The sequence below is a fragment of the Erythrobacter sp. genome, assembly GCF_011765465.1.
GTDB lineage: Bacteria > Pseudomonadota > Alphaproteobacteria > Sphingomonadales > Sphingomonadaceae > Erythrobacter.
In genome coordinates this window covers 1285923-1309816 of sequence record NZ_CP050265.1, presented here as the reverse complement: position 1 = coordinate 1309816, position 23894 = coordinate 1285923, and the positions used below count along the sequence as shown (strand labels likewise).

The following is a 23894-nucleotide window of genomic DNA, read 5'->3' as shown; positions in this document are numbered from 1 at the left end:
TTCCCTCCCTGAGGCGAATGGCAGCAGCACTTTCGTTGGTGCTGCTGCCATTCATCGTGCCCGGGGAGGGGGCGCGCGCGCAGGAAAGCGGCGACGGCAATCCTGCCGAGACGGTTCGCACCATTACCAATATTGCCGAAGCCGCATGGCGCGTTCGCGGCGTCCGGGCCGAGACACGCAGCAACCAGGTGTCGTTCGACGTCGCCCTTCCGCCGCCTGCGATCCGCGCTTTCCGCCTTTCCTCGGGCAGCGGTCTCCAATTGACCTTCAGGGCGCCCGCTTGCGCTCTTTCGACGGCCCAGGGCACAGCCGGCCTCGACCAGGCCGGGCAGTCCGCCAGCGCCAGTGCCGCGCCGCTCAGCGCGGATGTGGAACAAACGAGCCTGCTGCGCGCAGGCCAGGACCTGTTCTTCGAAGTCCGGGCAATGGCGGCCAATACCGATTCCGCCCAGATCGAGCGGCTCGATGTGCGTCTCAGCTCCTCGAGCGGCGACATGGAGCGCCAGACGCTTTTCGAGACCGGCCCCGACACGGGGGTCTTCGTGGGCAGCATCCCGACCAGGCGGATGCCCCCGCAGCCGGTCGCAGGCGACTGCCGCCTGTCGATCGACGACGGAAGCGAGATCGAGATCGCGGCCATGCTCGAGGGCTCCGAAACCGTAATGATTCGGACCAGCCTGCAGGTGCTCGCCGACCCCTTCGGCATCGTTTTCGACAGCGAGACCGGGGAGGCGGTCGACGGGGCGAGAGTCACGCTGGTCGATGACGCGACCGGGCAGCCAGCTACGGTCTTAGGGCCCGACGGGGTCACGCCCTGGCCTTCCAGCGTCGTGTCGGGTGCGCCCGTCACAGACGGGGCGGGGCAGGTGACGCCGATGGGGCCGGGCGAATACTGGTTCCCGCTCACCAGCCTCGGTCGCTACCGCCTCGTCGTCGAGCCGCCCGATCGCTACTCGGCGCCCTCGGCGGTTCCGCCGGAGCTCATCGCGCGTCTCGCGCGGCCCGACGGGCGGGCTTTCGTCGTGAGCGATGCGTCCTACGGGGCGCCTTTCGTGCTCGACGATCCTATCCCGATCGAAGTCGACATTCCGCTCGACGCGCCGAGCCTCGAACTCGCCTTGTCCAAGACCGCCTCGCGCCAGAGGGCGATGCCGGGCGACGTGGTGTTCTACACTCTCGGCGTGCGCAATGCCGATCCGGCGCGGGTGAAGCGCGATGTTGTCGTGACCGACACCCCGTCGCGCTGGCTCCGCCTGCGCCCCGACAGCGTGCGTGTGAACGGCGAGGAAAGGCCGGACGCGGTCCGCTTCGCCCCCGACGGCAGCACCCTGACGATCGCTCTCGGCGATCTTCCCGGCGGCGCGTCGGCGCGTGTCACCTATGCCGTGAGCGTCAGGCCCGATGCTCCACCGGGACGGGCCGTCAACGCGGCGCGGGTCGAGGACGCGCTCGGCCGCAGCGCACGCGCGAGCGCGACGGTCGATATCGAGCGCGAAACCATCGCCGACCGAATGACGGTGATCGGACGGGTGACCGCGGGCGACTGCACCGTGCCGGACCGCGAAAGGCGCGGGATCCCGGGCGTTCGCGTGATGCTCGAGGACGGAAGTTTCGCCGTGACGGACGCCGACGGGCGCTATCATTTCGAAGGCGTCGTGCCCGGCACCCACGTCGTCGCCGTCTCGCGCATGACGCTGCCTGAAGGCGCCGAACTGGTCGATTGCAGCCGCTCGACCCGTAACGCCGGAAGCGCCTCCTCGCGCTTCGCGATCGGGCAGGGCGGCAGCCTTGTGGTGGCGGATTTCCACGCCGTTCTGCCGCCCGGCGCGATCGAAGAGCCGGCTCCGCCGGTGCAGCTGCGCGCCGAAGTGCGAGAGGAAAGCGGCGCGACGACAGCTCGGGGCGCGCAGGATGTAACCGCCCCGACATCCATGCCTCAAGAGCCGGGCGAGAAGTGGCTCGCGCTCGGCGATGGCGAGGACGGCTTTCTCGCCCCTGCCGTCGATGCCAACCCGCGCGCGCCCGCGATCCGCGTCGCGGTGCGGCACAGGCGCGGGCAGAAGGTGGTGCTGAAAGTCGACGGCAAGGAAGTGGATCCGCTGTCCTTCGACGGGACCGAAACGCCCGAGCGCGGCAAGTTCGCGGTTAGCCTCTGGCGCGGCGTCCCCCTGGTGAACGAGCGCACTGTCCTGGAGGCGCAGATCATCAACTCGTTCGGAATGCCTTCGAAAAGCTTCACGCGCGAAGTCTTTTTCACCACGCGCCCCGCGCGGGTCGAGCTTGTGCCCGGCCAGTCCCATCTTGTCGCCGACGGGCGCACCCGGCCGGTCGTGGCGGTGCGCGTGCTCGACCGCAACAATCGCCCCTTGCGCGAAGGCGTTTCGGGCAATTTCACGCTCAACGCGCCTTATGAAAGCGCCGACCAGCTCGACCGCCAGCAGTTGAACCAGCTCACCGGCATCGCGCCGGGCCAGGCGCGCTGGGTGGTCGAGGGCGACGACGGAATCGCGCGCATCGAACTCGCACCGACGATGGTCAGCGGGTCGCTGCGGCTCGATTTCACTTTCGACGACGGCGAGATCGTGCGGCGGCAGGAACTCGAGGCGTGGATCGAGCCGGGCGATATCGAATGGACCATCATCGGGCTTGCCGAAGGCACTGCCGGCGCGCGCTCGGTCGCGGACAACATGGAGCGCAGCGGGCGTTTCGACAGCGACCTGGGCAACAACGCCCGCGTCGCGCTTTATGCAAAGGGGCGGGTGCTCGGCAAATACCTGCTCACGCTCGCCTACGACAGCGCCAAGCAGCGCGAGGACCAGCGCCTGCTCGGCACGCTCGACCCGCAAGCCTATTACACCGTCTTCGCCGATGCCTCCGCCCGCCGGTTCGATGCGGCGAGCCGCGAGAAGCTTTATGTGAGGGTCGAGACGGCGACGTTCTACGCCCTCTACGGCGATTTCCAGACCGCCTTCGACCAGACCCGGCTCGCCCGCTACAATCGCACCGCAACCGGCGTGAAGGGCGAAGCACGGATCGGCCAGTTCAAGGCCCAGGGCTTCGCCGCCGAAACCGCGACCCGCCTGCGCCGCGAGGAAATCCAGGGCCAGGGCATCACGGGGCCTTACGAGATCGGGAGCCGCCGCATCCTGCCCAATTCCGAGCGCTTGATCTTGCAAGTGCGTGACAGGTTCCGCTCCGAACTGATTGTTTCCGAGACGGAATTGTCGCGCTTTATCGATTACGACATCGATCTTCTTTCGGGCACGATCACTTTTCGCGAGCCGATCCTGAGCCGGGACGAGAACCTCAATCCGCAATTCATCATCATCGAGTACGAAACCGGCGGCGCGGGCGAGGCGCGCTTCAATGCGGGTCTTCGCGCCGACTGGACGAGCGCCGACGGGCGTGTGCGGATCGGTGCGAGCGCGATCAGCGATGCAGGGTCCGGCGGCACGGGCGAGGCACGGACCGACATCGGCGCGCTCGACGTGCTTGCGCGGATCGGGACGGGGACGGAACTGCGCGCGGAACTGGGCATCAGCCGGCGCGACGGTGAGAGCGCGACGGGCTGGCTGGTCGAAGCGCAGCACCAGACCGGCGACCTCGACCTGCTCGCCTATGCTCGCGAGGTCGAGGCGGATTACGGCATCGGCCAGCAGAACGGGGCCGAGGTCGGTCGCCGCAAGTTCGGGCTCGACGGGCGCGTGCGGCTCGCCGAAGATCTCAGCCTGCTTACCAGCCTGTGGCAGGATGACAGCCTCGTCGACCCCAGCCGCCGCCGGGCCGCGCAGGCGCAGGTCAACCTCACGCGGCGCTCGACCGACCTGCGCGTCGGCATCGTCCATTTCGACGACCGCCTCGCCGATGGCTCGACCAACACCTCGACGGTGCTCGAAGCGGGCGCGACGCAGCGGCTTCTGGAAAACCGGCTCGAACTGTCCGCCGCGACCGCGATCGCACTCGACGAGGCGGAAAGCATCGACCTGCCTGCGCGCCACCGTGTCGGCGTGCGCTATGCCGTGACCGAGGACGTGCGCCTCGTGGGGACTTATGAGATTGCCGACGGCGCGAATATCAGCTCGCGCCAGCTTCTCGGCGGGATCGAGACGAACCCGTGGCGGGGTGGTCAGGTCGTGACTTCGATCGGGCAGCAGACCATCGGCGAACTGGGCGTGCGATCCTTCGCCGCCTTCGGGCTGTCGCAGACGCTCCAGCTGTCGAGCGAATTCACGCTTGATGCGACGATCGACGGGAACCGCACGCTGAACGGCGCGCCCGATACCAGCGATCTCGTCAACCCGCTCCAGCCGGCGGCAAGCGGCGGGCAACTCACCGGCGGCCAGCAATTCGAGGATTTCACAGCGGTCACACTCGGCGGGGCCTGGCGCAAGGATCGCTGGAGCATCGTCGCGCGCGGCGAATATCGCGACGGCGAACAGGCCGACCGCATGGGCGCGACGTTCGGGGCGATCCGCCAGCTCGGCGAAGGCAGCATCGTCGGCTCCGGTGCGACCTGGACGAGGGCGGAAACCCGCGGCGGCGCGGCGAGCGAGATCTTCGATGCGAGCATCGCATTCGCCCACCGCCCCGACGCCTCCGAGGTCGCGATGCTCGGCAAGCTCGAATTCCGCAGCGACCGGATCGAGGATGCCGTGGCCGGGCAGCCCGGTGCGGCGGGACGGACCGCGCTCACGGTTGACGGGGACGCCGTGACGCGCCGCCTCGTCGGGAGCCTGTCCACCAACTGGTCGCCGCGCGGCTGGACTTTCGACGACAGCGGCCTGAAGCAGCAGGTCCGGCGCGACGAATACAGCCTGTTCGTCGGCGCGCGCTACAATTTCGACCGCTTCGAAGGCACCGAGTTCGCCGGCACGACCCTCATCGCGGGGATCGATGCGCGAATTGGGATCGGCGAGGATTTCGAGCTCGGCGCGAGTGCTAGCGTCCGCACCAATATCGAGGACGAGGTGACCGATTTCGCCTACGGCCCGACCATCGGCTTCAGCCCGGTCGAGGGGATGCTGCTTACCGTGGGCTATAATGTCGAGGGCTTCCGCGACGGCGATTTCGCCGCCGTGCGCAACACCGACAAGGGCGTTTTCGCGGCGGTGCGGATGAAGTTCGACAACGACCTTTTCGCCTCGCTCGGCAATGCTCTCGGGATCGGGCGGCGGCGATGACGGGCCGGGTCGGCAGAATCGCGGTAAACCGCGCGTTTACCATGTTGGCCTATCGCCGGGGCATGGCATGGGAAAGGCTGGCAAGAGGCGCGAGCGGGGCGGTGCAGGCGGCAGCCAGGCTCGCCTTTGCCGTGCTCTGCCTCGCGTTCGCGCAACCGGCGCTGGGCCAGGCCGTCTTCAGCTATTCCGTCACCAATGACGGCAATATCGACGACGGCACGCCTTGCGGATCGCCGCTGGTGCGCAATTTTACCGTTACCGACAGCTTCACCGTCGCCGATGTCGATTTCGGCTTCTACGCGACGCATTCCTGGCGCGGGGATATGCGCATAACCTTGCAGGCGCCCGATGGAACCCGCGTCCAGTTGGTCGATGGGGATGCGACCAGCACCAGCGGCAACAACCTCAATGCCCTGCTGGACGACGATGCGGCGGTCGAGGTCAATTCGGTCGACCCCAACGGCAACCAGCCGACCGGCAGCCCGCCGCCGTTCGCCAACACCTTTCGCCCCAATTCGCCGCTTGCCGCATTCTTCGGCGTGGCGAGTGCGGGCACGTGGCGGATGGAAGTGTGCGACATCTTCCCGAGCGCGGACGATGGCCGGTTTCGCTTCGCCGAACTGCGCCTGACTTCCCTGCCGAGCAATTTCGCGGATCTCTCGCTGACCAAGTCGCTTCTCGGCGCGCCGGCGGTCTCGGGAGGCACGGCCACGTGGCGGTTGACCGTGACGAACACGGCCGCATCGACCGCCACCGCGAACGGGATCGTGGTGCGGGACAACCTGCCCGGCGGTTTTTCCTTCGTCGGCGCGAGCGGGGACGGCAGTTTCAACGCGGCGACCGGAGACTGGGCGGTGGGCACGCTCGCTCCCGGGCAAAGCGCGGTGCTGACCATTTCCGGCACGATCACCTCCGGGGCCGGGACAGTTGTCACCAACACCGCCGAAATCATCGCCAGTTCGCTACCTGACATCGATTCGACGCCCGGCAATGCAATCGTCTCGGAGGATGATTACGCCGCCTCGAGCTTTACGGTCCAGAGCGGGCGCGCGCCGGGTATTCCTCCGAGCCTGTCCTGTCCCGCCGGCTCCGCGGTGTTCGACTGGGACATGATCGCAGGCTGGACACCGGGAAGCGAGAACAACGCCTATGCCTTCGCCGGTTTCGGCAATATCGGTTTCTCGCTCAGCAATGACGGGGCCTATCTCAGCAACCCCACCTTCGGCGGTCAGTCGCCGACCGTCGACGACGCGTTCCTCGGCGGGCTGTCGATACCCGAGGACAGCCTCGTCATGCTTGCCGACCAGTCGAGCCGGGCGGGCGTGGTCGAACTCGTCATCACGCTGCCGCGCGCTTTCAGCGGGGTCCAGTTCTCGATCTTCGACATCGATTTCTTCGGCGGGCAGTTCGCCGACAATGTCGAGGTGACCGGCACGCTGGGCGGCGCGACCGTCCTGCCCACGCTCACCAATGGCAATGTCAATTTCGTGAGCGGGAACGTGATAACGGGCGATGGCGGGTCCGACACCGACGAGGCGCTCGGTAATGCGGTCGTGACCTTCACCCAGGCGATCGATACGATCGTCATTCGTTACGGCAACGCCGCCACGGCTCCGACCAATCCCGGCCAGCAGGCGATTGCCGTGCACGACATCACCGTGTGCAATCCCTTCGCCCGGCTGGTCGTGAGCAAGGTGAGTTCGGTGATCTCGGACCCGGTCAACGGCACTGCCAATCCCAAGGCGATTCCCGGCGCGTTGGTCGAATACCTCATCACCGTGACGAACACCGGAACCGACGCGGCCGATACCGACAGCGTGGTGGTGATCGACAATGGTCCTTCCGATGCCAAGATGTGCCTGCTCGATCGGTCGGGCGGGCCGGTGATCTTTGCCGATACCGGTGGGGCATCGGGGCTCACCTACAGCTTTGCCGGGCTGGCCCAGGCGAGCGACGATCTTGAATTCTCGGCCGATGACGGGGGTTCCTGGGGCTATGTGCCGAGCGCGGACGGGGAGGGCTGCGACAGCGGCATCACCGATTTCCGGGTTCGTCCCGGCGGCGCTTTCGCAGGCGGCGAAACCTTCACCCTGAGCGTGCGCTTCATGGTCGAATAATTCGCGCAAAAGGGAGTGCCAAGTGCCTGCCCGCTCTGCTAGCGCGGCGGCGATGAGCGACTGGATCGACGACGCGAGAAATGCCGCAGCGGCGGCGAGGGGATATTGCGGTGCCGTGCAGGCGGCACTCGCCGCGAGAGTTGCGGACGGCGGTAAGGTCGACGCCGCGCTCGCCCAGCGGGAGCAGCACGCACTCCACGGTTTCGCCTGGATCGCCGCCACGACCGCAGCGCTCGGGGCCACGGCCGACTGGGGCGCTCGGGCTGCAGCTAGCGGCCATTTCGGCCCGGTCGAAGAACTCGCGCTGCGCATCGGTTTCGGCGAATACTGTGCCCAGCTTGCCTTCGGCGTGCCGATGAGCGCGGGCGAGATCGTACGGCCCCACGCGCTTGGCACTGCGAGCGAAGCGGCGGCGCTGGCGCAAGATCCGGCAGTCGCGCGGTTCCTTGCCGATGGCAACACTCCCGACACCCGTGCGCGCTTCGCCGCGCTGCTGGCCGAAGGCGCGCGGCCCGACGAGGGGCTGGGCGACGAAACGCTCGACCTCGTTCGCGCGCAGTTCCGCGCCTTCACCGCCGACCGCATCACGCCCCGCGCGCATCAGTGGCATCTCGCCGACGCGCTGATCCCCGCCGAGGTGATCGCCGAAATGGCCGAGCTCGGCGTGTTCGGCGTGTGTATCGACGAGAAATACGGCGGCCTCGGCCTCGGCAAGCTCGCCATGTCGGTGGTTTCGGAAGAGCTTTCGCGCGGCTGGATCTGCGCCGGATCGCTCGGGACACGCTCGGAGATCGCGGGCGAGCTGATCGGCGAGAACGGGACCGAGGCGCAGAAGGCGCACTGGCTCCCGCGCATCGCGGACGGGTCGGTCCTGCCCACCGCGGTCTTCACCGAGCCCGACACCGGCTCCGACCTTGCCAGCGTGCGCACGCGCGCGCGGCGGCAGGCGGACGGCAGCTGGCGCGTGGACGGGGCGAAGACGTGGATCACCCACGCCGCGCGCGCGGACCTGATGACGCTTATCGCCCGCACCGATCCGGACGCGCCGGGATACAAGGGCCTTTCCATGTTCCTCGCCGCCAAGACGCGCGGGACCGACGCCGACCCGTTCCCCGATGAAGGCATCGACGGGAGCGAGATCGAGGTGCTCGGCTATCGCGGCATGAAGGAATACGCGCTCGGCTTCGACGGGTTTGCAATAGCCGAAGACGGCCTGCTCGGCGGGGCCGAGGGGCAGGGCTTCAAGCAATTGATGCGGACTTTCGAAGGCGCGCGCATCCAGACCGCCGCGCGCGCCGTCGGCGTTGCGTGGAACGCCTTCGACCTCGCGCTCGACTATGCCATGGGGCGCAAGCAGTTCGGCGAACCGCTCACCGCCTTCCCGCGCGTCGCCGACAAGATCGCGATGATGGCGGCGGAAACCGTGATGAGCCGCGAACTCACCTATTACGCCGCCCGCGCGAAGGATCGCGGCGCGCGCTGCGACATCGAGGCGGGAATGGCGAAGCTGCTCGCCGCGCGCACCGCATGGTCCGCCGCCGACAACGCGGTGCAGGTCCATGGCGGCAACGGCTATGCGCTCGAATACCCGATCAGCCGGGTGCTGTGCGATGCGCGCATCCTCAACATCTTCGAAGGCGCCGCCGAAATCCAGGCGCAGGTGATCGCGCGCGGGTTGCTCTCCGCGCAGGCCGCACCGCGCGCGAGGGAGCCTGCCCGGCAAAGCGCCTAGGCGCGCGCCTTGTTGACCGCGGGGGTGAGGTCTTTATGGACGCTTCCCATGGATTCCGGTCTCGCACAGCGCTCTCCGCCACGGCTCGCCGACCTGCTGGACGAAGGCCCGACCGCGCTCTTCCTCGATTTCGACGGGACGCTGGTGGAGATCGCCCCCGGTCCCGACGCGATCGCCCCGCGCGAAGGTCTGGCCGGGGCGCTGCACGCGCTGGCGGGGCGGCTCGACGGGCGGCTCGCGGTTATCAGCGGGCGCGCGATCGCCGATATCGAGCGCCACATCGGATCGCTCGATATCGCCGCCGCGGGTTCCCACGGGACCGATATTCGTGCGGCCGACGGAGAACCGTTGGGCGATGGTCCGGCGGGCCTGCCCGAAGCGATTTCGACCGCACTCGAAGGCTACGCCGCGCGCGAAGGGCTGGCCTACGAGGCGAAGCCCCATGGCGGCGCGCTCCATTACCGCGCCACGCCCGAGCGCGGTGCGGCGGCCAATGCCTTTGCTCGCAGCCTCGCCGATGAGCATGGCTGGCAGGTGCAGGGGGGCAAGGACGTGGTCGAACTCGTCGCGCGCGGCGCGAGCAAGGGCGGGGCGGTCGAGATCTTTATGGCCTCCGGTCCTTTCGCGGGCGCGCGGCCCTTCTTCATCGGCGACGACCTGACCGACGAGGCCGGCTTCGAGGCGTGCGAGGCGATGGGCGGGGCGGGCATCATCGTCGGGATGCGCGAGCCGACGGCGGCGACCTATCGCCTCGACGGCGTTGCCGAGGTCCATTCCTGGCTGGGGCTGTGACGACCATGGACGAACCCAATCTCCAGCTCTGGCCCATCGGCAATTGCCAGGTTTCCGGCCTGATCGACGAAACCGGCGCGCTCGTGTGGGGTTGCGTACCGCGGGTCGATGGCGATCCGATTTTCTGTTCGCTGCTCGACGGGAAGGAGCGTGACGAAGGCATCTGGCGCTTCGAGCTTGAAGGGCAATGCGCTGCGCGGCAGGAATATATCCGCAACACGCCGCATCTCGTCACGACACTTGAGTCGCGTGATGGCGACGCTATCGAGGTCCTCGACTTCTGCCCGCGCTACGAACGCTCGGGCCGGATGTATCGGCCGGTCGCCTGGGTCCGCATCGTCCGTCCCATCCGGGGGAATCCCCGCGTGCGCGTGGTGCTGAAGCCGATGCGTGACTACGGCGCCCGGCTTGCCGACACGACCAACGGGACTAACCACATCCGCTACCTCTTCGGCGACCAGGCGCTACGCCTCTCCACCGACGCGCCGGTCGGCTACATCCTCGAAGGGCGCACCTTCCGGATCGAGGAGGACACGCATTTCTTCCTCGGGCCCGACGAGCCGTTCGGCGGCAATCTGCGCGAGGACGTGCGCGCGATGGAGCAGCGCAGCCGGAAATACTGGCAACGCTGGACCCGTATGCTCGCGCTCCCGCTCGAATGGCAGCAGGAGGTGATCCGCTGCGCAATCACGCTCAAGCTGTGCCAGCACGAGGAAACCGGTGCGATCGTGGCCGCGCTGACCACCTCGATCCCCGAAGCGCCCCATTCGGAGCGTAACTGGGACTACCGCTACTGCTGGATCCGCGATTCCTATTACACAGTGCAAGCGCTCAACCGGCTGGGCGCGCTCGATGTCATGGAGAAATACCTGCGCTACCTGCGCAATATCGTCGATGCCTCGCGCGGGGGGCAGATCCAGCCGCTCTATTCGGTGATGGGCGAAAGCGCGCTGGAGGAAAGCACGGCGCAGCATCTCGAAGGCTATCGCGGCATGGGGCCGGTGCGGCGCGGCAATGCGGCCTACACGCAGGTCCAGCACGATTGCTACGGCCAGATCGTCCTGCCGATCGCGCAGGGCTTTTTCGACCATCGCCTGCTGCGTCCGGCGAGCGAGCACGATTTCGAGAATCTCGAACAGGTCGGCAAGATGGCCTGGGCGATGCACGACCAGCCGGACGCCGGCCTGTGGGAATTCCGCACGCGAACGGAGGTCCACACCTATTCCGCCGTGATGTGCTGGGCGGCGTGCGACCGGCTCGCGAATGTCGCGGCGCACCTGGGTAAGGAAGACCGCGCCGAGGTCTGGCGCGAGAGGGCCGACGCCATCCGCACCGCGATCGAGGAGAGGGCCTGGAAGGAGGACGGCGAAAGCCAGTTCGGCGTCAGCCATTACGGCGCTAGCTTCGAGAGCGACTATCTCGACGCGAGCCTCTTGCAGATGCTCGAGCTGCGTTTCCTCTCGCCCGACAACCAGCGGTTCAAGGACACCTTCGCCGCGATCGAGAAACACCTGCGCCGCGGCGATCATATGCTACGCTATGATGCGGAGGACGATTTCGGATCGCCGGAGACGGCTTTCAACGTGTGCACGTTCTGGCTGATCGAGGCGCTCGAGGTCGCGGGCCGCCGCGAAGAGGCGCGCACCCTGTTCTGCACCATGCTCAGCCACACCACCAAATCGGGCCTGCTGAGCGAGGATATCGACTACGAAACGCACGAATTGTGGGGGAACTTCCCGCAGACCTACTCGCTGGTAGGGGTGATCAATTGTGCGGGGCTTCTCTCGAAACCCTGGAGCGAGGTGAGGTGAGCGAGGACGGACAGCGCCTGGTCGTCATATCCAACCGCGTCGCGGTGCCCAAGGCGCGCGGCGCGGCCGGAGCGCAGGGCGGGCTGGCGGGCGCGCTCAATTCCGCGCTCAAGGATCGCGGCGGCGTGTGGTTCGGCTGGTCGGGCGAAGTCGACGACAATCCGGGCGAGACCGTCCATATCCACGAGGCAGGCGGGGTTACGACCGCGACGATCGATCTCACCCACCGCGAGCTCGACGAATATTACAACGGCTACGCCAACGAGACGCTGTGGCCGCTGTTCCATTACCGCATCGACCTCGCCCGCTTCGAACAGCGCACGGGGGAGGGCTATGAGCGCGTCAACGAGCGTTTCGCCGATTGCGTCACCCCGCTGATCGACGAGGGCGACCTTGTCTGGGTTCACGACTACCACCTCATCCCGCTGGGCGACCGGCTGCGCCGCCACGGCGTGAAAAACCGGATGGGCTTCTTTCTCCACACCCCGTGGCCGCCGACGCGCCTGCTCACCTCGCTGCCCTATCACGAGCGGCTGGTGCGCACGATGCTGGCCTATGACCTGATCGGCTTCCAGACGCGCGAATGGCTTTCGAGCTTTGTCCATTACTGCGAGACCGAACTCGGCGCCGAATTCGACCGCGCGACGGGCGCGATCCGTTTCGAGGGGCGCGAGGTGATCGCGCGGGACTACCCCATCGGGATCGACTGGGACCACTTCCAGGCGCAGGGTGAGACGGGCGAGGCGCGACAGGCCGAACAGCGCTTCCTGTCGTCCACCCGTCACCGCACTGGCATGATCGGGGTCGACCGGCTCGACTATTCCAAGGGCCTGCCCGAGCGCATCGACGGGATCGGCCGCTTCTTCGACCAGCACCCGGAACGCACGCGCGACCTCGTCTTCATCCAGATCGCCCCGCCGAGCCGCGAGGACGTGAAAAGCTACCAGCAGATCCGCGAAGTGCTCGAACAGAAGACCGGGCAGATCAACGGGGCGAGGAGCGAGGTCGACATCGTCCCCATCCGCTACGTCAACCGCGGCTACAGCCACGCCGAACTTTACGGCTTCTTCCGCGCGGCCAAGATCGGGCTCGTCACTCCCTTGCGCGACGGGATGAATCTTGTCGCCAAGGAATACGTCGCAGCCCAGGACCCGGAGGATCCCGGCGTCCTGATCCTGTCCGAATTCGCCGGCGCAGCGCTGCAACTCGGATGCGAGGACGATGACGGCGTTGCGCGTGGTGCCGTGCTGGTCAACCCGCACAGCCCCGATGCGCTGGCGAGCGCAATCGGGAAAGCGCTCGATATGCCACTCGAGGAGCGCAAGGCCCGCTACGAGGCGATGATCGGGACCGTGCGCGACGACAATGTCCAGGCATGGACCGCGCGCTTCTGCCGGGATCTCGCCGCGGGCTGAGCCCGCTTCATCAGGCCCGGCGCGGCGAGGGCAGGTAGCGCTGCCAGTAGGCGGCGCTCGCCGGAAAATCGCCTTCCTCCGCGATTTCGGCATATGCGCCGGAGAAGGGGCGTGCTTCCACCTTCCGCGCGAGGGCTGTCTCGACGCGGGCGACCAGGGCATCGGGATCGAACGGCTTGCGCAGGAAATCCTGCGCGCCCGCCCTAATCGCCGCGTCCTCGTCCAGCTCGTCGCGCAGGGCGGTGAGGATCACCACCGGCAGGTCGTAGAACAGCGGCGAGGCGCGCAGCTTGGCGAGCAGCGCGAGACCGGGCATCCCCGGCATATCGCGGTCGAGCAGGAGAAGATCGGGACGCCGCGCATGGACGCTTTCCCATGCCGCCTCGGCACTGGCGACGGCATGACTGGGATGGCCCGCTTCGGCGAACGCCTCGGCCAGGATCGTCGTCACCAGGTCGTCGTCGTCGGCGATGAGGATGTGAGCCAATCGGGGCCTCTGCAAAGGTGTGATCCGCGTGAGGCGAGAGCTTCTAATCCCACTGCGCCAAAGCGAAGCCTTGGTCGGCCCCTAGCGCAAATACGTAGGCCCGCCCCTTTTTGCGGCGCCCTGGCGCGCCTGTGCATGGCGACCGGAAGCGCCCAATTCCATCTCAAGCTGCACCCGGCTTGCCGCGCCTGCGCGCGCCTGCCACCTTGCGCGGGCAATGATTCGCGAACCCATGCAAACTCCCCCCGATGACCCGTTCCTGCCGACCGAAGGCATCCACAATCTGCGCGACTATGGCGGCTACAGCGCAGCCGACGGCGCGCGCGTGAAGCGCGGGGTGCTGTTTCGTTCGGGCCAGCATATGGAGGCTTCCGACAGCGACCTCGAAACGATCCAGCGGCTCGGCATCCGCACCGTGATCGACCTGCGCGGCACGTCGGAGCGCAGCCGCTTTCCCTGTCGCCGCCACGCCCAGTTCGACGCGCACGTGATCGCCTATGACGGGGAGACGAGCAATTCCCCCCCGCACGAAGGGGGCGGAGGCGCGATCGACATGACTGCCGAAACCGCGCGTGAACGGATGCTGGCGGTCTACACGAGGATGCCGGTCAACCCCGCGATGATCGACATCTTCACGCGCTATTTCGATGCGCTCGCGACCCGCGACGGGGCGAGCCTCGTCCATTGTTTCGCCGGCAAGGACCGCACGGGAATCGCCGCGAGCCTGCTGCTCCATGTCCTCGGCGCGCATCGCGACGACGTGGTGGGCGAATATCTTCGCACCAATGACGCGCCGACCCGCGAAGTGCTGGAGCGCCAATCGCTCCCGCGCATGGAAAAGCATTATGCCAGCATAGCGCCTGAAGCGATGGCGAACCTGATGGGCGTGCTGCCCGACTATATCGAGACCTATTTCCGCGAGGTGGAACGCATTTCGGGATCGCTCGACACCTACCTGTCGCTGACGCTTGGCGTGGATCACAAGAAGAAGGCGCTGCTGCGCGAACGCTTGCTGGCGTGACAAAAAGCGCAGGCCATCCCATATGCCGCGCGAACACGATTGAAAGAGACGCAAAATGGCTACCCACCGCACCAAGATGCTCATCATCGGCTCCGGCCCCGCGGGCTATTCCTGCGCGATCTATGCTGCGCGCGCCATGCTCGAGCCGATGGTGGTGCAGGGCCTCCAGCCCGGTGGGCAGCTTACCATCACCACTGACGTCGAGAACTATCCCGGTTTTCGCGAGGTCATCCAGGGTCCGTGGCTGATGGAGGAAATGCAGGCCCAGGCCGAGCACGTCGGCGCGCGGATGATGTGGGACACGATCGTCTCGGTCGATCTCGAGAACGGCCCGCCCTTCCGCGCGATTGGCGATTCGGGCGATGAATATATCGGCGACACGCTCGTGATCTGCACCGGCGCACAGGCGAAATGGCTCGGCGTTCCGGGCGAACAGGAACTGGGCGGCAAGGGCGTATCGGCCTGCGCGACCTGCGACGGCTTCTTCTATCGCGGCAAGAAGGTCGCGGTGATCGGCGGTGGCAACACCGCGGTCGAGGAAGCGCTGTACCTCACCAACCATTCGGACGACGTGACCCTGATCCACCGCCGCGACGAGCTGCGCGCGGAGAAGATCCTGCAGGACCGCCTGCTCAAGCACCCGAAGATTTCGACCCTGTGGAACAAGACCGTCAAGAGCTTCGAGGCGGGAGAGAACGGCGCGCTCGATCACCTCGTGCTGGAAGACACGGTGACGGGCGAAACCTCGACGCTTCAGGTCGACGGCGCCTTCGTCGCGATCGGCCACGCGCCCGCTACCGAGCTGTTCAAGGGCAAGCTGCCGATGGACGAGGGCGGCTATCTCGAAGTCGAACCGGGCACGCCCAAGACCGCGATCCCAGGCGTCTTTGCGGCCGGGGACGTGTGCGACCATGTCTATCGCCAGGCCGTGACCGCAGCGGGGATGGGCTGCATGGCGGCGCTCGACGGGGAGCGGTTCCTGGCGACACTGGAGGCGGCCCGCAACGAGGAAGCGGCGGCCGAAGCGGCGGAGTAACCGCGCCTCCTCCTAGCCTCCGGCCTGGTCCGCCAGGCCGAAGACCACCACCGCTGCCTGCACGATCAGCGCGGCGAGGACGAGGCTCGACAGGGCGAACAGCGCAAAGCGCAGCGCGACCTTGTTCACCGTCGCCTGCACGATGCTGTGGACGACCCGCAGGGCGACATAGGCCCAGGCGAGCGTCACGTTGATCCCTTCGCCGTGCCCGACATAGGCGAGCACGATCGCCACCGCGTAGAACAGCGTCGGCGCTTCGTGCAGGTGATTGTAATTATGCGCTTTCCACTGCACCTCGCGCGGCAAGAGGCGGTCGAGCGAGGCGTCTGGATCGCGCGCGAGGCTGTCCGGATCGACCTTGGCCTTCTGCATCGCGGGAAGGCGTGTTGCATACATCCACGCCCACATCACCATGGTCCACACCATAAGCGCGACCGCCGGCTGCAGGATCGCCATGCCCGAAAGGATGATCTGGTCGCGCATCTCCCGCGCCTCAGATCGCCGCCGGATCGGCGAAGGCGGTCGCCATCACCGCGCGCACCGCCAGCACGACCAGCGCGATGCTCGAGGCGAGGAACAGGGCAAAGCGCACGGGGATGGTGTTGACGAGGATCTGCCACAGCGAATGCAGCACCCGAAGGCCGACATAGATCCACGCCAGCGTCACATCGAGCGCGCCCGGCCCCATCACCGCAAGGATCAGCACGGTGGCGTAGAACAGCGTGGGCTGCTCATGCAGGTGGGTGTGGTTGTGCGCCGGCCAGTTGGCCTTGTCGGGAATCACCCCCTCCAGATCGCCGCCGCGCACGCCCTGTTTCTGCGGCAGTTTCGACTTGTCCTCGATCCTCGCGATCGCGCCGAAGCGCGACGGGATGATCCACAGCATGACGATGAGCGTCCACACCACCAGCACGGCGGCGGGCGCGAGTATCTGGGCCTGCATTGCGCGATCCCCTGTTGGTCCCTGATGCACCCCCGTCCTGCGAAAGGGCAGGCCGATTGTCAATTGCAACCGATCAGGCGGCGAGCACGTGCAGTTGGAAATAGCCGAGCCTGCCGCGCGTCTCGCGGTGCACGAGCCCGAGCTCGCGCGCGACGCGCCGGGCGGTTTCGGGAAGGGCGCTGCGGGCCTCGACGTGGAATTTCGCGAGCCAGGCGTGGAGGCCCTTCTCCAGCGGCGCGGGCAGGCCGGCGAGGTCGCCGAAATCGACCACGTGAAGCTCTCCGCCCGGCGCGAGGTGCGCAGCGGCATGGTCCAGCGCGCCTTCCCAATCGGGTATCATCGAGAGCGAATAGGACAAGATGATACGCTCGAACCCCGCGATCTCCTCGCCGAACAGGGCCGAAGGCGAAAAGGAGCAGGCATCGCCCTGCCCGAGGCGTGCCTCGGGGCCGAGCGTCTTCCTCGCATTCTTCAGCATCTCCTCGGATATATCGAGCCCGTAAAGCCGAACGCCCGGCCATTTCGCGCTTACTTTCGCAAGGTTGCGTCCGGTTCCGCAGGCCACTTCGAGCACCCGCATTCCCGGCCTTGCATCCAGCCCGGCGATCAGCGTGTCGCGGCCGAAAAGGTAATATTTGCGCGTCAGGTCGTAGATGTGACGCTGGCCCTTGTAGACGCTGTCCATCAGCGCCGCGTGGCTCGTGCCCTGCGCCTGCGCCATCAAGCCAGCTCGTAGACGTGGACGCCGCCGTAAATCGACGAGCGGTCGCGCCGGGTGAGGTCGGCGGACTGCTCCTCGAGATAGCGCCATTTCGACAGGATCGCCTCGTCGAGCCGTCCGGGCAGCAGGCTCGGCTCGGCGGCGGTGCGGAACAGGACGCGCGCGCCGGGGCGGCCGGCGCGGGTGATGCGCGCCCACAATTCGTCCAATTGGGCGTTGTTCATCCAGTCCTGCGCATCGAGCAGCACGAAGCGGTCGAGGCTCTTCTCCTCCCGGTCGCCGATCCAGTGGACCATGTTGGCATTGACGACGTCGATCCGGTCCACCCTTTCGCGCATCACTTCCCAGTTGGCGCGCTGGAGATAGGGCGGCAGCGGCGCGCTTTCGGAACGGTCGTAGGAGCGCGCGAATGCCTGCCAGGCGAAATAATTATCCTTGATCTCGAAATCGCAGGCGAGCTTTTCGAGCCGTCGGCGCAGCACTTCTGCCATGCGTTCATCGCCTGCAAGGTGCTCGAACTGGGCAGGCGGTATGCCGAGGCCGAAGAGCGAGGCGGGCTGGCTGGTGAGCCAGCGGACGAACTTGCGGTCGAAAACGGGGGCCAGCTCGCGCTCGAACACCTCGCGCTGTTCCTCGAGCGTTTGCGCTTCGAGGACTTTCGACAGGTCGATCTTGTAGAGCTTGGCAAAAAGGTGGGCGAGCCCGATGAAATTGCCCAGCAGGCCCTTGCGATAGAGCCCGCGGGTGAAATAGCTGATCCGCCGCCGCCCGCGAATGTCGCGCTTTTCCCAGTACTTGCGCGATTCCGCATCGAGATGCGGGGCGATCATGGTGCGATAGACTTCGGCGTTTTCCTTGTGATCGGCATGACCGAAGAAGCGGTGAAAACGCTCGTAATTCGGCAGGTGACGGATCGCGGTGATCTTGAGCTGGCCCAGCGCCACGTGCGCGCGGTTGAGGTCCACCGCAGTCACCTGTGCCGGGCCGGCGGTGAGATAAGATAGCGCGTTGCAGCTCCCGCTCGCAATGCACATCACTCGGGTGTCGGGACCGATCTCCAGCCCTTCCATGTCGACCACCGGATCTTCCCAGATCTGGGCATAGACCAGCCCCTTGAAGGCGAGGGCAAAGGCCCTGTCGAGCAGCTTGTCCCCGACCTTCGCATCCTTGCGCACCACCGCGTCCTCGATGATCCGCTTTGCCTGAGTTGCCATTCGTCCTCGTCTCCGGGGTTTCGTCAGGACGCGGTCATATTCGCCCTGCGTGTCGGCAATGTGACTATATCCACACGCCTCTACCAGCCGCGCGGCAACGCCTTGTCCTAACTCGCGAGCGTCCGGGCGAAGGCTACGGGATCGGCATTGCCTCCGGTGAGCATGATGACGCTGTCCTCGTCGAGCGGAACCTTCCCCGCCAGCGCCGCCGCCAACGCCGCCGCGCCGCCCGGCTCGAGGACGAGGCGCAAATTCGCAAAGGCCCAACGCTGGGCGCTGCGCACCTCGTCGTCGGTGACGGTGACGCCCGGCTGCGCGCGGTCCTGCAGCACGTCGAGATTGACCTGCTTCGTGGCGGTCGGCTGGAGCGCGTCGCAGATCGTCGCGGGCGCGTCCGGTCCGGCCTGGACGATTTCTCCCTTGGCGATTGCCCGCCCCACCATGTCCCAGCCTTGTGGCTCGACGATATGGATCGCTGCCTCGGGACAGGCGAGGGAGAGCCCCGCAGCCAACCCCCCGCCGCCGCAACACACGACGATGCGCGAGGGCGATCGGCCCATTTGCGCGGCGATCTCGACTCCGGCGCTGCCCTGCCCTTCAATTACGTAGCGGTCGCCAAAGGCGTGGACCAGCGTGCCGCCCCGCTCTGCGATCACCCGCGCGGCGACCTCGTCGCGGTCCTCGCCGGTCCGGTCGTAAAGCACGATTTCGGCTCCCAGGGCGCGGGTGTTGTCGAGCTTCACCCGCGGCGCATCGCGCGGCATGACGATCACCGCCCGCTTTCTCATTTCGCGCGCCGCCCAGGCGACACCCTGCGCGTGATTGCCCGAGGAAACGGCGACCACGAGCTCCCCCTCGACATGGGACAGCGCCCACCACGCGCCCCTGATCTTGAACGCGCCGATGGGTTGCAGACTCTCCGCCTTCGCATGGCAGCGCACCCCGCCTATCTCCACCGGCAGCAGCGGAGTCGGCGGCAGGATCGCAGCGATGCTCGTCGCGGCGGCGTGCGCGCCTTTGCGGGTCGGGAAGGAGGTGTCGCGGATCATTTGTCCGCTCTAGCGCATTCGACTAAGGCACGCGCAAGATTCGAATTCGAAAGGACACCACAATGTCGACAGTCCTCGTGATCGGCGCCGGCGGGGTAAGCTCGGTCTGCGTTCACAAGATGGCGATGAACCCCAAGATCTTTACCGACATCCACCTCGCCAGCCGCACGCGTTCCAAGTGCGATGCAATCGCCGAAAGCGTGAAGCAGCGCACCGGCGTCGATGTCGCCACCTACGAGATCGATGCCGAGGAAGTCCCGGCGATGGTCAACCTCATCCGCAAGGTGAACCCGTCGCTGGTGGTCAATCTCGCGCTGCCCTACCAGGACCTGCCGATCATGGACGCCTGCCTCGAAGCGGGCGTCGATTACCTCGACACGGCCAATTACGAGCCCAAGGACGAGGCCAAGTTCGAATACAAGTGGCAGTGGGCCTATCACGACCGCTTTGCCGAAGCCGGGCTGATGGCGCTGCTGGGTTCCGGCTTCGATCCGGGCGTGACCAGCGTCTTCACCATGTGGCTCAAGAAGCACAAGCTCAAGTCGATCCGCCAGCTCGACATTCTCGACTGCAACGGCGGCGATCACGGGCAGGCATTCGCGACCAATTTCAATCCCGAGATCAACATCCGCGAAGTCACCGCGCCCGCGCGCCACTGGGAGAACGGCGAGTGGGTCGAGACACCGGCGATGAGCACGCGGAACGAGTTCGACTTCGAGGCGGTGGGCACGAAAAGCGCCTACATGATGTATCATGAGGAACTGGAGAGCATCACCAAGTTCAATCCGGAAATCGAGCGCGCGCGCTTCTGGATGACTTTCGGCGATGAGTACATCAAGCACCTCACAGTGCTGCAGAATGTCGGCATGACCCGGATCGATCCGGTGAAATACCAGGGCAAGGAAATCATCCCGCTGCAATTTCTCGCAGCCGTCCTGCCCAAGCCCGAAACGCTCGGCGAGACGACCAAGGGCAACACGAACATCGGCGTCATCGCGACCGGCGAGGCGATCGATGGGTCGGGTGAGAAGACGTTCTACATCAACAATATCTGCAGCCACGAAGCGGCCTATGAGGAAACGGGCAATCAGGCGGTCAGCTACACCACCGGCGTGCCTGCGATGATCGGTGCTGCCATGATGGTGAGCGGCCAGTGGCGCGGGGAAGGCGTCTTCAACATGGAGCAGATGGACCCCGACCCCTTCATGGAAATGCTCAACGATCACGGCCTGCCGTGGCAGGTTAAGGAGCTTTCGGGGCCGGTGGATTTCTGAGCGCGCAAAGGCCGACCCTGATGGAAACCAAAGCCGGCGACCCGGGCGCCTTCGCCCATTTCGACCTGTCGCGCGTCGACAGCCCCGCCTTCGTCGTCGACGCGGCGAAGCTGCGCGCCAATTGCCAGGTTCTAGCACAGCTGCGCGATGCAGCGAGTGCCGACGGGGCGAGCATCAAGGTGTTCGCCGCGCTCAAAGCGTTTTCCATGTGGTCGACCGCGCATATCATCGGCGAATATCTCGACGGCGTTTCCACCTCGGGCCTTTGGGAAGCGCGGCTCGCGAGCGAGTTCTACGACGGCGAGATCGCGACCTATTCCGCCGCCTACAAGCCCGACGAACTGGAGGAGGTCTGCCGGCTTTCCGACCACGTCATCTTCAATTCGCCCGGCCAGATGCGCCGCGCCGCGCTGATCCTCGATGCTGCCGCGGCGACCGGCGGCGATGTCAGCGTGGGCCTTCGCATCAACCCACAGGTTCCGACAGGCGAAGTGCCGCGCTACGACCCGTCCTCGCCCGGCTCGCGGCTCGGCTTTCCATTGGACCAGCTGACCGAGGAGCACATGGAAGGCGTCGAGGGCATTCACTTCCACAACCTGTGCGAACAGAGCTTCGAGCCCCTCGCGCGGACGTGGGACAGGGTGTTCGATGCGATCGAGCCTTTTTTCGGCCAATTGAAGTGGATCAACATGGGCGGCGGCCACCACATCACCCGCGCCGATTACGAGCGCGAAGAACTGGTCGAATTCCTGAAGGACGCGGCCGAGGACACGGGCGCGGAAATCATCATCGAGCCGGGCGAAGCGGTCGCGCTCGATGCCGGAATCCTCGTCGGCACGCTGCTCGATACCGGCTTCAACGAAGTGCCCATCGGTGTCACCGACGTGTCGGCCACCTGCCATATGCCCGATGTGATCGAGGCGCCCTATCGCCCCGCCATGCTGAACGAACTGGCGGACGAGGAGCAGATCCCGATCCGGCTCGGCGGGCCGTCCTGCCTCGCGGGTGACGTGATCGGCGATTATCGCCTGCCGGTCCCCGCCGAGCCGGGCGCCCGCTTCGCCTTTCTCGACCAGGCGCATTATTCGATGGTCAAGACCAACACCTTCAACGGCGTGCAATTGCCGAGCATCTGGTTGTGGGATTCCGAAACCGACGCGCTCGACTGCGTCAAACGCTTCGAATACGAGGATTTCAAAGGCCGGCTCAGCTGACGTTCACAACCCCTTGCGCCCGAAGCCGCCCCCTGCGCGGCGCTTGGCGTATTGCGCCGCGTCCTCGCGCGGGGGCGCGGGCGGGGCGGGGCGTTCCTTCGCCACCACGCGCCCGCGCTCGGTCTGATTGATCGACAGGGCGAGCCTGGCGAGCGCGGCGAAGTTGTCGGCGGTTTCCTCGGCCAGCATTCGGTCCTTTTCCGGGTCCATCGAGCCGCTTTCGAACAGGTTTTCGCGCTGCTCGACCGCGACGATCACTTCGCCGCGCATGAACAGCGCGCGCACCGCCTTGCCGCGAAACGTCTTTTCGAGCGCGACGAGGTGTTCGACATAGGCCGGGTGGACGAGCACGCGCGCCTCGACCGCGTCATCCGAATAAAGGTCGAAGGCATCCTCGAAGGCGGGATGGACCTGATCGACATAGGCAAGCAGGTGGCCGTCGAAATCGACGCTGTCTTTCGTCCCGCCGAGCCCGAACCATGCCTTGTGCCGCCCGGCGCGCTGGAGCAGCGTGGTCGAGCGGAATTCGCGTCCGAATCGCATCTTCACGATCGCACCCCGGAACACCGTGACCCAGCGGCGGTTCTTGCCCGAGCCGCGGCGTTCTTCCAGATGGGCTTCGTAGAGCGAGAATTCGTGTCCTTCGAGCGCGCCGTGCCAATGGTCCTCGAAACTGTCGCGATCATAGCGCGGCACGAGACCATAGCGTTTCGCCGCTTCGAATTCCGCGCCCGGTTCGACGTCGTGTTCGTAGGATATGCCGAGGCTCTTCGCTATCCCGGCATTGATCCCGATCTTGATCGCCTTCTTCGCCTGCGCGATCGGCTGGTAGCCCCAAACGATCACGCCGACCACGCCGAAGAAAGTCATCACCGCCTTGAGGTCGAATCCCCATTCGGGGCCGAACCAGACAAAGGCGAGCGCGGGCATCAGCGCCGCTGCGCTCCACGTCCAGCGCGAGGCGGCCTGCTCCTTCGCCTGTGCGCGCATCTCGCCCTGGCCCGCGAGCCAGTCGCCGAGTTCGCCCTGCATCAGCCCGCTCACGTCCGCGCGCATCGTATGATTTCCCGCCGCTTTTGCTTAACCAATTGCGGCTAACATAGGGCCGACCCGTAAAGGAGGGGTGAGCAAATGGTCGATATTCTTGGCTGGTTCTGGACGTCTGCGGTCCTCGTCATCGCCGTGGCGGCGCTTGTGCTGGTCATCGGCATCTACAACAACCTCGTCTCGCTGCGCCAGAACGTGCGGCAGGGCGTGGCCGATATCGACGCGCAATTGCGCCAGCGGCACGATCTCATCCCCAACCTCGTCGAGACGGTGAAGGGCTATGCGGGCCACGAAAGCTCGACTCTCGAAGCGGTGATAGAGGCGCGCAACCGCGCCGCGCGGGGCGGGCCGGACAGCGCGAGCGAACAGGGGCTTCGCGTCGCGCTCGACAACCTGCTGGCGCTGGGCGAAGCCTATCCCGATCTCAAGGCGTCGGCCAATTTCCAGGAATTGCAGCGCGAACTCGCCGATGTCGAGGACAAGCTCGCCGCCGCCCGCCGGGCGCTCAACGCGGCGGTCGCGCGGTTCAATTCGGCGCGCGAAGCCTTTCCCGCCGTGCTGTTCGCGGGCGCGCTCGGCTTTCGCGAGGCCGATTTCAACCGGCTCGACGACAGCGAAAAGGGCACGGTCGACCAGGTCCCTGCGATCTCGTTCTGACGGATCGGCGGCACGGCCCGCCGACACAGCGCATCCGCGAGGAACTTGGGCGCGCATTTGCGTTGATTTACAACGCCGAACGCGGCGAGCCGGTGTGCGGCCCGCAAGCGCGCGAGATTTATCATTGCGTCGCTGTGCGAAGTCTCTATATGCGCGCTTCCTCTGCCCCAAGGGACATGACCGC

The 23894-nt window shown here is 66.4% G+C and carries 18 protein-coding genes; 11 read left to right on the top strand and 7 right to left on the bottom strand.

The features are described from left to right. Positions 1-17: 17 nt before the first annotated feature. Genes G9473_RS06310 through G9473_RS06285 form a run of 6 tightly spaced genes read left to right on the top strand, consistent with a single transcriptional unit; the run spans position 18 to position 13047 of the window. Positions 18-5180 carry a hypothetical protein gene (locus G9473_RS06310; protein ID WP_291137378.1) on the top strand — a complete coding sequence of 1721 codons (5163 nt, stop codon included), beginning with the start codon at positions 18-20 and terminating at the stop codon, positions 5178-5180. Continuing rightward, positions 5177-7297 carry a proprotein convertase P-domain-containing protein gene (locus tag G9473_RS06305; RefSeq protein WP_291137375.1) on the top strand — a complete coding sequence of 707 codons (2121 nt, stop codon included), beginning with the start codon at positions 5177-5179 and terminating at the stop codon, positions 7295-7297. Before G9473_RS06310 ends, G9473_RS06305 begins: the two co-directional genes overlap by 4 nt. A gap of 52 nt (positions 7298-7349) precedes the next feature. Beyond that, positions 7350-9029 (top strand): acyl-CoA dehydrogenase family protein, encoded by a 1680-nt coding sequence (locus G9473_RS06300; protein ID WP_291138288.1) that lies wholly within the window; start codon positions 7350-7352, stop codon positions 9027-9029. 48 nt (positions 9030-9077) lie between these two features. Beyond that, positions 9078-9821 carry a trehalose-phosphatase gene (otsB, locus tag G9473_RS06295; RefSeq protein ID WP_291137372.1) on the top strand — a complete coding sequence of 248 codons (744 nt, stop codon included), beginning with the start codon at positions 9078-9080 and terminating at the stop codon, positions 9819-9821. Between the two features lie 5 nt (positions 9822-9826). Then, a complete protein-coding gene (locus G9473_RS06290) occupies positions 9827-11632 on the top strand; it encodes a glycoside hydrolase family 15 protein (protein WP_291137369.1) in 1806 nt (601 codons plus the stop codon). Next, the gene (locus G9473_RS06285) at positions 11629-13047 is read left to right on the top strand and encodes a trehalose-6-phosphate synthase (protein WP_291137365.1); all 1419 of its coding nucleotides are present in this window, start codon (positions 11629-11631) and stop codon (positions 13045-13047) included. Before G9473_RS06290 ends, G9473_RS06285 begins: the two co-directional genes overlap by 4 nt. Positions 13048-13057: 10 nt before the next feature. Here G9473_RS06285 and G9473_RS06280 read toward each other — a convergent pair whose 3' ends face one another. Continuing rightward, positions 13058-13534, bottom strand: coding sequence for a response regulator (locus G9473_RS06280; protein ID WP_291137362.1), 477 nt, complete (start codon positions 13532-13534; stop codon positions 13058-13060). A gap of 232 nt (positions 13535-13766) precedes the next feature. On the opposite strand from G9473_RS06280, the gene G9473_RS06275 reads away from it, so the two are divergent. Beyond that, positions 13767-14555 carry a tyrosine-protein phosphatase gene (locus tag G9473_RS06275; protein WP_291137359.1) on the top strand — a complete coding sequence of 263 codons (789 nt, stop codon included), beginning with the start codon at positions 13767-13769 and terminating at the stop codon, positions 14553-14555. Positions 14556-14610: 55 nt separating this feature from the next. Continuing rightward, the gene (trxB, locus tag G9473_RS06270) at positions 14611-15591 is read left to right on the top strand and encodes a thioredoxin-disulfide reductase (protein WP_291137356.1); all 981 of its coding nucleotides are present in this window, start codon (positions 14611-14613) and stop codon (positions 15589-15591) included. A 12-nt stretch (positions 15592-15603) separates the two neighbouring features. On the opposite strand, the gene G9473_RS06265 is transcribed toward trxB, so the two are convergent. The 5 genes from G9473_RS06265 to G9473_RS06245 form a co-directional block, all read right to left on the bottom strand. Further along, positions 15604-16074, bottom strand: a complete 471-nt coding sequence (locus tag G9473_RS06265) for an MAPEG family protein (protein ID WP_291137353.1) — start codon at positions 16072-16074, stop codon at positions 15604-15606. Between the two features lie 10 nt (positions 16075-16084). Beyond that, positions 16085-16534, bottom strand: a complete 450-nt coding sequence (locus G9473_RS06260) for an MAPEG family protein (RefSeq protein WP_291137350.1) — start codon at positions 16532-16534, stop codon at positions 16085-16087. Between the two features lie 73 nt (positions 16535-16607). Further along, entirely contained in the window at positions 16608-17255 is a 648-nt protein-coding gene (locus tag G9473_RS06255) for a class I SAM-dependent methyltransferase (protein WP_291137347.1), read from the bottom strand. After that, positions 17255-18469, bottom strand: coding sequence for a DUF3419 family protein (locus G9473_RS06250; protein ID WP_291137344.1), 1215 nt, complete (start codon positions 18467-18469; stop codon positions 17255-17257). The genes G9473_RS06255 and G9473_RS06250 overlap by 1 nt, the downstream gene beginning before the upstream one ends. A gap of 107 nt (positions 18470-18576) precedes the next feature. Further along, positions 18577-19518 (bottom strand): threonine/serine dehydratase, encoded by a 942-nt coding sequence (locus tag G9473_RS06245; RefSeq protein ID WP_291137341.1) that lies wholly within the window; start codon positions 19516-19518, stop codon positions 18577-18579. Positions 19519-19580: 62 nt separating this feature from the next. Here G9473_RS06245 and G9473_RS06240 point away from each other — a divergent pair, with 62 nt between their 5' ends. Further along, the gene (locus G9473_RS06240; RefSeq protein WP_291137338.1) at positions 19581-20792 is read left to right on the top strand and encodes a saccharopine dehydrogenase family protein; all 1212 of its coding nucleotides are present in this window, start codon (positions 19581-19583) and stop codon (positions 20790-20792) included. Between the two features lie 20 nt (positions 20793-20812). Continuing rightward, positions 20813-22006 (top strand): carboxynorspermidine decarboxylase, encoded by a 1194-nt coding sequence (locus G9473_RS06235; RefSeq protein ID WP_291137336.1) that lies wholly within the window; start codon positions 20813-20815, stop codon positions 22004-22006. A gap of 3 nt (positions 22007-22009) precedes the next feature. Here G9473_RS06235 and G9473_RS06230 read toward each other — a convergent pair whose 3' ends face one another. Next, entirely contained in the window at positions 22010-23062 is a 1053-nt protein-coding gene (locus G9473_RS06230) for a DUF3137 domain-containing protein (protein WP_291137333.1), read from the bottom strand. A 75-nt stretch (positions 23063-23137) separates the two neighbouring features. Here G9473_RS06230 and G9473_RS06225 point away from each other — a divergent pair, with 75 nt between their 5' ends. After that, positions 23138-23710 carry a LemA family protein gene (locus G9473_RS06225; RefSeq protein ID WP_291137330.1) on the top strand — a complete coding sequence of 191 codons (573 nt, stop codon included), beginning with the start codon at positions 23138-23140 and terminating at the stop codon, positions 23708-23710. Positions 23711-23894: the final 184 nt, after the last annotated feature.

What these genes read in the sequence shown, in the direction of transcription:
- G9473_RS06240 (WP_291137338.1), top strand. Translation starts at nt 19,581, where the DNA reads ATGTCGACAGTCCTCGTGATCGGCGCCGGCGGGGTAAGCTCGGTCTGC.
- G9473_RS06300 (WP_291138288.1), top strand. Translation starts at nt 7,350, where the DNA reads ATGAGCGACTGGATCGACGACGCGAGAAATGCCGCAGCGGCGGCGAGG.
- G9473_RS06230 (WP_291137333.1), bottom strand. Translation starts at nt 23,062, where the DNA reads ATGCGCGCGGACGTGAGCGGGCTGATGCAGGGCGAACTCGGCGACTGG.
- G9473_RS06245 (WP_291137341.1), bottom strand. Translation starts at nt 19,518, where the DNA reads ATGATCCGCGACACCTCCTTCCCGACCCGCAAAGGCGCGCACGCCGCC.
- G9473_RS06310 (WP_291137378.1), top strand. Translation starts at nt 18, where the DNA reads ATGGCAGCAGCACTTTCGTTGGTGCTGCTGCCATTCATCGTGCCCGGG.
- G9473_RS06290 (WP_291137369.1), top strand. Translation starts at nt 9,827, where the DNA reads ATGGACGAACCCAATCTCCAGCTCTGGCCCATCGGCAATTGCCAGGTT.
- otsB (WP_291137372.1), top strand. Translation starts at nt 9,078, where the DNA reads ATGGATTCCGGTCTCGCACAGCGCTCTCCGCCACGGCTCGCCGACCTG.
- G9473_RS06275 (WP_291137359.1), top strand. Translation starts at nt 13,767, where the DNA reads ATGCAAACTCCCCCCGATGACCCGTTCCTGCCGACCGAAGGCATCCAC.
- G9473_RS06260 (WP_291137350.1), bottom strand. Translation starts at nt 16,534, where the DNA reads ATGCAGGCCCAGATACTCGCGCCCGCCGCCGTGCTGGTGGTGTGGACG.
- G9473_RS06250 (WP_291137344.1), bottom strand. Translation starts at nt 18,469, where the DNA reads ATGGCAACTCAGGCAAAGCGGATCATCGAGGACGCGGTGGTGCGCAAG.
- trxB (WP_291137356.1), top strand. Translation starts at nt 14,611, where the DNA reads ATGGCTACCCACCGCACCAAGATGCTCATCATCGGCTCCGGCCCCGCG.
- G9473_RS06225 (WP_291137330.1), top strand. Translation starts at nt 23,138, where the DNA reads ATGGTCGATATTCTTGGCTGGTTCTGGACGTCTGCGGTCCTCGTCATC.
- G9473_RS06235 (WP_291137336.1), top strand. Translation starts at nt 20,813, where the DNA reads ATGGAAACCAAAGCCGGCGACCCGGGCGCCTTCGCCCATTTCGACCTG.
- G9473_RS06265 (WP_291137353.1), bottom strand. Translation starts at nt 16,074, where the DNA reads ATGCGCGACCAGATCATCCTTTCGGGCATGGCGATCCTGCAGCCGGCG.
- G9473_RS06255 (WP_291137347.1), bottom strand. Translation starts at nt 17,255, where the DNA reads ATGGCGCAGGCGCAGGGCACGAGCCACGCGGCGCTGATGGACAGCGTC.
- G9473_RS06305 (WP_291137375.1), top strand. Translation starts at nt 5,177, where the DNA reads ATGACGGGCCGGGTCGGCAGAATCGCGGTAAACCGCGCGTTTACCATG.